The organism is Massilimicrobiota sp. An142 (genome assembly GCF_002160725.1).
GTDB lineage: Bacteria > Bacillota_I > Bacilli_A > Erysipelotrichales > Coprobacillaceae > Allocoprobacillus > Allocoprobacillus merdigallinarum.
The window spans coordinates 1-9247 of the sequence record NZ_NFLD01000054.1; the positions used below are offsets into that span (position 1 = coordinate 1).

Genomic DNA, 9247 nt, shown 5'->3' on the forward strand with positions numbered 1-9247 from the left:
TGTACCCATGCCGAACACAGAAGTTAAGCATCACAGCGGCGAAGATAGTAGGCAACTGCGAAAATAGCACGCTGCCAGTCCATGTGAGGGAATAGTCATTCTATTCCCTTTCTTTTTTTTATTCTCATTCTTTTTTGGATGATTTTTTTTATTTTATTATGTTATAATAGATAAAAGGATATAAAAAAGGGGGAATGTTATCTTATGAATTTTGTATATATATCACCATCCTTTCCAAAAAATTTTTATCAATTTTGTAACCGTTTAAAAAATAATGGAGTCACAGTTTTAGCAATTGCGGATACACCTTATGATAATTTAAGCGAAGAATTAAAGAATTCAATAGATGATTACTATCAAGTATATTCTATGGAAGACTATGATGAAATGGTAAAGGCGATGGGTTATTTTATTTTCCATTATGGACATATAGATTGGTTGGAATCTAATAATGAATATTGGCTTGAACAGGATGCCAAATTGCGTACAGATTTTAATATTACAACAGGTATTCATACAAACCATATTGAAGATATTAAATGTAAATCAAAGATGAAGAAGTTTTATGAAGAAGCAGGAGTCAAAACAGCACGTTATCATTTAGTTACTGATTTGGAATCAGGTTTAAAATTTGTTCATGATGTTGGCTATCCTGTTGTAGTCAAACCAGATAATGGGGTTGGTGCAGCAAAGACTTATAAAATTTCTAATCAGGAGGAGTTAGAACATTTTTATCAGGAAGAACATTTTACACAATATATAATGGAAGAATTTGTTAATGGATTAATTATTTCATATGATGGTATTGCTAATTTAAATAAAGAGATTTTATTTGAAACATCACATGTTTTTCCAAATCCCATTATGGATGTAGTGAATGATCAAAGTAGTATGTATTATTATTCTTTAAGAGAAATACCTTATGATTTGAAACAAGCTGGACAGGCATGTGTGAAAGCCTTTTATACAGCTGGAAGATGTTTCCATATGGAATTCTTTAGATTGTTAGAGGATAAACCTGGGTTAGGTCAAAAAGGAGAGATTGTTGGCTTAGAAGTTAATTTAAGAACACCAGGAGGTTATACTCCTGATATGATGAATTATGCCAATAATATTGATGTTTACCAAATCTATGCAGATATGGTTACAAAAGGGTATAGTGACTATGATCATCAGCGTCCATATCATTGTGTGTATTGTGGAAGAAGAGATGGTATCTCATATTCTCATACACATGAAGACATTGTATCACGTTATCATTTTGATTTGGTTATGTGTGAAAGAATGCCAGATATTTTAAGTGGAGCTATGGGTAATTTTACATATACTGCTCGATTTGAGAATATGGAGCAAGTCAATGAATTCGTTGATTTTGTTTTAGGTTAGGGGTGAGAATATGAAGACAGAATGGTTTAAGGAATATAGCGAATGTTTATTGCGTGATATGGAATTTAAGGTTTATGGTCATTCAGGAACACCAATTTTGGTTTTTCCTGCACAAAATGGAAGATTCTTTGATTTTGAAAATTTTGGTATGGTGCATACAGTAGAGCACCTGATTGATGCAGGACGAATTCAGCTATTTTGTTGTGATAGCATTGATCAAGAATCTTGGTCAGCTGAAGGGATGGATAATGGACATAGAACATATATGATGGAACAGTGGTTCTATTATATCGTTAATGAATTGGTTCCAAGAATTTTAGAAATTAATTCTTATGGTCGTGATGGTCAGTATGCAGATGGCATTTATACAACTGGTTGTTCAATGGGCGCAACTCATGCAGTGAATTTCATGTTCAGAAGACCGGATATTTTTAAAGGTACCATTGCTTTGAGTGGATATTATGATAGTGATTTGTTTTTTGGAGATTATCATGATGATATTCTTTATCGCAATTCACCAATTCAATATCTTCATGGTATGAGTTATGACCATCCTTATGTTGAGATGTATCGTCATTGTCGTATTGTTTTATGTTGTGGGCAAGGAGCATGGGAAGATGATATGATTAGAAGTACATCGCGTATGAAAGAACTTTTAGAATATAAAGATATTCCAGCATGGATTGATTTTTGGGGTCACGATGTGAATCATGATTGGGATTGGTGGCAAGTTCAATTCCCATATTTTGTAGAAAGGGTTATATAATAATGAATGTTATCTTTATATCACCACATTTTCCAGATTATTTTTACAATTTCTGTGACCGATTAAAAGTCAGAGGAGTTCGTGTTTTGGGAATCGGTGATGCGAATTATGAAAACTTGCCATATCATACAAAACTTGCCTTAACAGAATATTATCGTGTAGATGACTTAGAAAATTATGACAGTGTATATAGAGCCTGTGCTTATTTTACATGGCATTATGGAAAAATTGATTGGATAGAATCTCAAAATGAATATTGGTTAGAATTGGAAGCAACATTAAGAAATGAATTTAATGTCACAACAGGAACCAAAATACAAAATCTATCACCAATGAAATACAAATCAAAAATGAAAGAAGTCTATCAAAAGATTGGGATACCAACTGCCAGATATCGAAAAGTTGATGATTACCTTGCGACAAAAGCATTTGCGAACAAGGTAGGATATCCAGTTATTGTTAAACCTGATAATGGTGTGGGTGCTAGTTCAACATATAAATTGAAAAATGATGATGAATTAGATTATTTCTTTGCGACAAAGCCATCTTATATTCAATTTATTATTGAGGAACTTGTTCCTGGTCATGTTGAAACATTTGATGGAATTACTGATAAAGATAAAAATATTTTGATTTGTTCATCACATGTCATGTTGAATTCTATAATGGATAATGTAAATGAATTAAGTGATACTGCTTTTTACTCACAACCAGTTGAAGGATTGGATTTATATGAAATCGGAAAAAAGGTTGTAGAAGCTTTTGATACAAGAAGTCGTTTTTATCATTTTGAATTCTTTAGATTAGATGAAGATAAAGAAGGATTAGGAAGAAAAGGAGATATTGTTGGATTAGAAGTTAACATGAGAGCACCTGGTGCTTATATGCCTGATATGATTGATTTTGCATATAATGTCGATGTTTATACAATATGGGCTGATATGATTAAATATAATCAGTGTTTCTATGATATTCATCGTGAATATTGGGTAGCATATACAGGTCGTAGAGAAGGAATATGGTATATGCATAATTATGACCAGATTAGAGAAACTTATGGACAAAATATAGCATTAGAAACAGATGTTCCAGAATCATTAAGTGGAGCAATGGGTAATCATGTCTTTATTGTGAAATCTAAATCAAAAGAAGAACTCTTTGAAATGATTCGTTATATTTTAAAAAGAGAAGATGGAACAGATTGGTTTTAATAAAAGAAAGATTTGAATTGAAGGGAAACTTTCGATTTAAATCTTTTTTATAAAAAACAAAAAAATTACAAATGAAAGGCTTTTATATCAGACATTTTATGTTATAATGGCAAAGGAAAGAAAGAAGGTGTTATTATGTCTCCGGAGCCGGATGAAGATACGAAATTAACAATAAAACAAAGCATAACAGGAGACATAATTGATATTCTCCTGTTATAGAAAAGGAGGATAAAAATGATCGAATTTTACAAAACTTTTGGAACAGAAACAAAAAAAGTCGAAACATTAGAAACAGGATGCTGGATTAATGTTGTTTCACCAACAGAAGAAGAAAAACAATTTTTAATTAATGATTTGGGAATTGTTCCTGAATTTGTGCAAGCGTCATTAGATGAAGAAGAAAGTTCACATATTGATTTTGATGATGATTACAATCAGACATTAGTCATTGTCGATTATCCAAGTGCAGAAGAAACTGAAGGAAAATACGATAAAATGACTCTACAATATACAACATTACCATTAGGTATTGTTTTAATGAAAGGATATATTATTACAATTTCATTATATGAGAATTTAAATATTGAAGATATGGCAACAGGTAAAGTCAAGGGTATTCATACAGAAATGAAGACGAGATTTTTATTAAAGCTTCTTTTAAGAATTTCTCAAAGATACTTGATTTATTTACGTCAAATTGATCGATTATCATCTTTGACTGAACAAAAACTTCATAAATCAATGCAAAATAAAGAACTTATTCAAATGCTTGGATTAGAAAAATCTTTAGTTTATTTTTCAACATCATTAAAAACTGATGAAATTACTTTGAATAAGATCATGCGTGGAAAATCTATTAAACTTTATGAAGATGATCAGGATTTATTAGAAGATGTTTTAGTAGAAATTAACCAGGCCATTGAAATGTGTAGTATTTATTCAAATATCTTATCTGGAACAATGGACGCTTATGCTTCTGTTATTTCAAATAACTTAAATATTGTTATGAAGGTTTTAACAGTTATCACTATTGTGATGTCAATACCAAATATTATCTTTAGTTTTTATGGAATGAATGTTTCAGGTTTACCAGGACCAGTATGGTGGGTCCCAACTTTGATTGCCGTTATTGCATGTGTTATTGCTTCGTTTATATTTATGAAAAAAGATATGTTTCATTAAGTACATGGAACATATCTTTCTTTTTTTGAAAATTTGAACATTCAATATAAGAAACATGTATAATAAATGCAAAGAAGAGGAGGACAATAATATGGTAAGACAATTTCCAGAAGGTTTTTTATGGGGTGGCGCAACAGCTGCCAATCAGTATGAAGGTGGCTGGAACGAAGGAGGCAAAGGAATCAGTGTTTCTGATTGTGCGAGACATCATTTAGATATTGATGTTCAAGATTATCATGCACAAAATGCCATTACAACAAAAGATATTGAAGATGCATTAAAATCACAGGATGATTCTTTATATCCAAAAAGACATGGGGCAGATGGATATCATCATTATAAGGAAGATATTAAACTCTTTGCCCAAATGGGATTCAAGGTTTATAGAATGTCTATTGCCTGGTCACGTATTTTTCCAAATGGTGATGATCAGGAACCTAATGAAGAAGGTTTAAAATTTTATGATGATGTTTTTGATGAATGCTTAAAATATGGTATCGAACCATTAGTGACAATGTCACACTATGAACCACCATTAAATATAGTTTTAAATTATAATGGATGGGCATCAAGAGAAGTTGTGGATATGTTTGTCAAATATGTGGGAGTCATCTGTGAAAGATATAAAGATAAAGTCAAATATTGGTTAACATTCAATGAGGTAGATTCTATGATTAGACATCCTTATACAACAGGAGGACTTGTTGAAGACCGTTTCCCAGGGCAGAATTTCCAACAGGTTATTTTCCAAGCTATGCATCATCAATTTGTAGCTTCAGCTCTTGCTACAAAGATTTGTCATGAAAAAATTCCTGGTTCAAAAGTAGGTTGTATGTTAACAAAACTGACATATTATCCTTATACTTGTAAACCAGAAGATGTTTTACAGGCACAACAGGATATGAGAAGTACATATTGTTATAGTGATACACAAGTCTTTGGAGAGTATCCAGCTTATTTATTAGCTAAATTTAAAAATGAAGGTATTCATATTGAAATGCAGGATGATGACTTAGAAATTATGAAGAAATATCCAGTAGACTTTGTTTCATTTAGTTACTATTCATCAAGTTGTGTTGCAAAAGATGACAAAGGTTTAAAGAAAACTGCAGCCAATACGAATGTGGCAATAAAAAATCCATATATTCCTTCATCTGATTGGGGATGGCAAATTGATCCTATTGGTTTAAGAGTGTCTTTAGTTGATTTATATGATCGTTATAGAAAACCATTATTTATTGTAGAAAATGGTTTAGGAGCTAAAGATGAACTTGTGAATGGAACAGTTGATGATCAATATCGTATTGATTATTTTGACGCACATTTTAGAGAAATGTTGAATGCTATTGAAATAGATGGCGTAGATTTAATGGGATATACATCATGGGGATGTATTGATATTGTCAGTGAATCTACAAAACAAATGAGTAAAAGATATGGATTTATTTATGTAGATTGTGATGATTTAGGAAATGGAACTTATAAAAGATATAAGAAAAAATCTTTTGATTGGTATAAACATGTTATTGAAACAAATGGAGCTTGTTTATTTGAAGGAGAATAAAAATGTTAGAATATAAATTTGATACACAGTTATTAATTGAAGGAAAAAACTTAAATGAAGACGAAATTAATGATTATATTACAGAACATTTTCAGGGAGATTGTTTATTAGCTGTTGGTGATGATGAACTCATTAAAATTCATTTTCATACCAATGAACCATGGCTTGTTTTACAATATGGGGCAACACTTGGAGAAATCTATGATATTGTTGTTGAAAATATGGAAAGACAGGCACATGGGCTAAAAGGATAGATTGTGGATATCAAAGTTATTGTTTTACAGATGATACAATTATTTCTGGTGATTGCTTTAGGGTATCTTTTATTAAAGATCAAGATACTGGATGTAGACTTTAATAAACGTTTAACAACACTTTTGTTGTCGGTCACAACACCAGCATTGATTGTATCTTCTGTTTTATCTACAAATATTGAAAAACAAATATCTGAAATTGTTTTTGTGTTTATTGTAGGAATTGTCATCTTTCTTGTTTTACCTATTTTAGGCTTTTTGATTGTCAAAGTTATGAGAGTTCCTCTTCAACAACAAGGTTTATATATTTTCATGACAATGTTTTCTAATATCGGTTTTATGGGCTTTCCTGTTATGAAATCTATTTTTGGAAATCAAGCCGTATTTTTAACTGCTATTTTTAATATGATTTTTAATTTGCTTGTGTTTACAGTAGGTATTCTTTTTATGAATTATCATTCTGTACAAAAAATAAAAATCAATTTGAAACAGCTTCTTTCACCAGGCGTGATTGCTTCACTTGTGGCTTTGTTTATTTATTTTACAGGTTTACAGGTTCCCGATGTTTTGTCTTCAACGATAACCATGATTGGTGATATTACAACACCTATTGCCATGTTGCTTATTGGCTCAACACTTGCTACGATTCCAGTTAAAGAAGTCTTTACTGAAGTCAGAATATATCCATATACGATTTTAAAACAGATTGTTATTCCAGTTATAGCTTATCCTATTTTAAATGCTTTTATTCGTGATCCTTTAATACTTGGTGTTTCTTTAATTATGCTTGCTATGCCAGTAGGAAATATTGCTGTATTATTTGCAACAGAATATCAAAAAGATGTTGCCTTGGCAGCTAAAGCTGTTTTTATGACAACATTACTTTCTATTGTTACGATTCCAGTGATTGTGGCTTTATTCTTGGCATAAAAAGTTTTATAAATTGATAACATATTTTTATTCTGCGTATTTTATTGACAAGGATAAGTTTTTATGAATATAATAAATGAGGATTATTTAATAATGCCCCAGAAATGAGGCGTTTTTTTATGCAAAAAAATTATGATGTCATTATTGTTGGGGCTGGACCAGCAGGAATTATGACAAGTTATGAATTGTATTTAAAAAATCCAGAATTAAAAGTATTACTTATTGATAAAGGACATGACGTGATGTATAGACATTGTCCTATTAAAGATAAGAAAATTAAAAGTTGTCCACAAATTAAAGAAAATGAACCAGGATGTTTACCTGCTTGTTCAATTACTTCAGGATTTGGGGGAGCCGGTGCTTACTCTGATGGTAAATTCAATATTACCAGTGAATTTGGTGGTTGGCTAACAGATTATTTAGATAATCAGGAAGTTGAAGATGTAATTCATTATGTGGATGAATTGTATTTGAAACATGGTGCAACACGTGAAATTACTGATCCAACGACTGATAAAGTGAAAGAAATTGAAAAACGTGGATATGCTGTTGGATTGAAATTATTACGTGCTAAAGTGCGTCATTTAGGAACTGAAGAAAATTTGAGAATTATGACAGAAATGTCTAATGAACTTAAACAGCATATTGATATGGCATTTAAAACAGCAGTTAAGGATATTCTTGTAGAAGATCATCATGTTAAAGGGATTGTTTTAGAAAATGGTGAAGAAATTTATGCTCCTCATGTTGTGTTAGCTCCTGGAAGAGATGGTTCAACATGGTTAGCCAAAGTGTTTAAACGTCAGGGATTAGAACTTTATAATAATCAGGTTGATATAGGTGTAAGAGTAGAAACAAGTAATATTGTTATGGATGAAATTAATTCTCATCTTTATGAAGGTAAATTTGTATACAATACATCTGTGGGAACTAAAGTCAGAACTTTCTGTTCAAATCCAAGTGGTCATGTTGTTATTGAAAATCATTCAGGGACAATGTTAGCCAATGGACATGCTTATCATGATCCAAAACTTGGAAGTCATAATACCAATTTTGCATTATTAGTTTCACATGTTTTTAGTGAACCATTTAATGAACCTAACGAATTTGCTCATGAGGTTGCTAGACTTGCCAATATGCTATCACATGGAAGCATTATTGTACAACGCTATGGTGATATTAAAAGAGGACGTCGTACAACTGTGAAACGTTTAAAAGAAGGTTATACTGTTCCAACATTACCTGAAGCTGTACCAGGAGATTTAGGGCTTGTGTTACCATATAATACGATGAAATCTATTATTGAAATGATTGAAGCTTTAGATCATGTCACACCAGGAATTGCCAATGAACATACATTGCTTTATGGAGTAGAAGCTAAATTCTATTCAGCAAGACCTAAAGTAAGAGAAGGATTTGAAAGTGAGATTGATGGTCTGTATGTAGGTGGCGATGGTGCTGGACTAACACGTGGATTGGCTCAGGCAGGAGCTAATGGAATCTTAATTGCGAGACATATTTTAAATAAATAAAATGATAACTACAATAAACTCTTTGTATTTATTGTAGTTTTTCTTTGGCGCTTTAAATAATCGCGGGGTTTTATAAAAAAGCTTTAAAAAAATTGTGGGGCAGAAACACCCCACTTTTATTTTAAAGGAAATTACAGACATTCATTATTTTATTTCCTTTTTTTATATTTTCCTCTATAATTACCTATTCTTTTAATACTTTCTTTATTTTCATTTATTAGATATTTTTCATATTGGTTTTGTGAATAAATGAATTTGTTCCTGGCTCTTTTAAAATTGCTTAATCCATTTGCATTACTTATAATTTTCTTTATATAGTTATTCTTTCCTTCTATAGGTCCGTTTGAAAGTCTTCTTCCATCATACCAATGAAATGAATTTAATATCTCCTGTTTCCAGTTTGTGAGTGTCTTTGCACATTC

General features: G+C 31.2%; 9 protein-coding genes and 1 rRNA gene. 9 read left to right on the forward strand and 1 reads right to left on the reverse strand.

All coding sequences use genetic code 11. The annotated features are described in order from the left end of the window. The 9 genes from rrf to B5E87_RS14195 all read left to right on the forward strand — a co-directional run. A 5S ribosomal RNA gene (gene rrf / locus B5E87_RS15745) occupies window positions 1-80 on the forward strand; the annotation flags it as partial. 124 nt (window positions 81-204) lie between these two features. Next, window positions 205-1386, forward strand: coding sequence for an ATP-grasp domain-containing protein (locus tag B5E87_RS14160; RefSeq protein ID WP_087245965.1), 1182 nt, complete (start codon window positions 205-207; stop codon window positions 1384-1386). Window positions 1387-1396: 10 nt separating this feature from the next. After that, entirely contained in the window at window positions 1397-2152 is a 756-nt protein-coding gene (locus tag B5E87_RS14165; RefSeq protein ID WP_087245967.1) for an esterase family protein, read from the forward strand. 2 nt (window positions 2153-2154) lie between these two features. After that, window positions 2155-3363, forward strand: a complete 1209-nt coding sequence (locus B5E87_RS14170; RefSeq protein WP_087245969.1) for an ATP-grasp domain-containing protein — start codon at window positions 2155-2157, stop codon at window positions 3361-3363. 234 nt (window positions 3364-3597) lie between these two features. Beyond that, on the forward strand, window positions 3598-4545 hold the full coding sequence (locus B5E87_RS14175) for a magnesium transporter CorA family protein (protein ID WP_087245971.1): 948 nt from the start codon (window positions 3598-3600) through the stop codon (window positions 4543-4545). Window positions 4546-4636: 91 nt separating this feature from the next. Beyond that, window positions 4637-6109, forward strand: a complete 1473-nt coding sequence (locus tag B5E87_RS14180) for a glycoside hydrolase family 1 protein (protein WP_087245973.1) — start codon at window positions 4637-4639, stop codon at window positions 6107-6109. A 2-nt stretch (window positions 6110-6111) separates the two neighbouring features. Next, window positions 6112-6363, forward strand: a complete 252-nt coding sequence (locus B5E87_RS14185; RefSeq protein WP_087245975.1) for a kinase to dihydroxyacetone kinase — start codon at window positions 6112-6114, stop codon at window positions 6361-6363. Window positions 6364-6366: 3 nt separating this feature from the next. Then, complete coding sequence (locus B5E87_RS14190; RefSeq protein ID WP_087245977.1) at window positions 6367-7293, forward strand: AEC family transporter; 927 nt, start codon at window positions 6367-6369, stop codon at window positions 7291-7293. 119 nt (window positions 7294-7412) lie between these two features. Continuing rightward, a complete protein-coding gene (locus B5E87_RS14195; protein WP_087245979.1) occupies window positions 7413-8825 on the forward strand; it encodes an NAD(P)/FAD-dependent oxidoreductase in 1413 nt (470 codons plus the stop codon). A gap of 149 nt (window positions 8826-8974) precedes the next feature. Here the strand turns inward: B5E87_RS14195 and B5E87_RS15610 are convergent. Next, a partial coding sequence (locus B5E87_RS15610) for a transposase (RefSeq protein WP_143746915.1) occupies window positions 8975-9247 on the reverse strand: 273 nt, incomplete at its 5' end.

Coding starts and splice junctions, on each gene's coding strand:
- B5E87_RS14180 (WP_087245973.1), top strand. CDS start 4,637: ATGGTAAGACAATTTCCAGAAGGTTTTTTATGGGGTGGCGCAACAGCT.
- B5E87_RS14160 (WP_087245965.1), top strand. CDS start 205: ATGAATTTTGTATATATATCACCATCCTTTCCAAAAAATTTTTATCAA.
- B5E87_RS14165 (WP_087245967.1), top strand. CDS start 1,397: ATGAAGACAGAATGGTTTAAGGAATATAGCGAATGTTTATTGCGTGAT.
- B5E87_RS14170 (WP_087245969.1), top strand. CDS start 2,155: ATGAATGTTATCTTTATATCACCACATTTTCCAGATTATTTTTACAAT.
- B5E87_RS14195 (WP_087245979.1), top strand. CDS start 7,413: ATGCAAAAAAATTATGATGTCATTATTGTTGGGGCTGGACCAGCAGGA.
- B5E87_RS14175 (WP_087245971.1), top strand. CDS start 3,598: ATGATCGAATTTTACAAAACTTTTGGAACAGAAACAAAAAAAGTCGAA.
- B5E87_RS14185 (WP_087245975.1), top strand. CDS start 6,112: ATGTTAGAATATAAATTTGATACACAGTTATTAATTGAAGGAAAAAAC.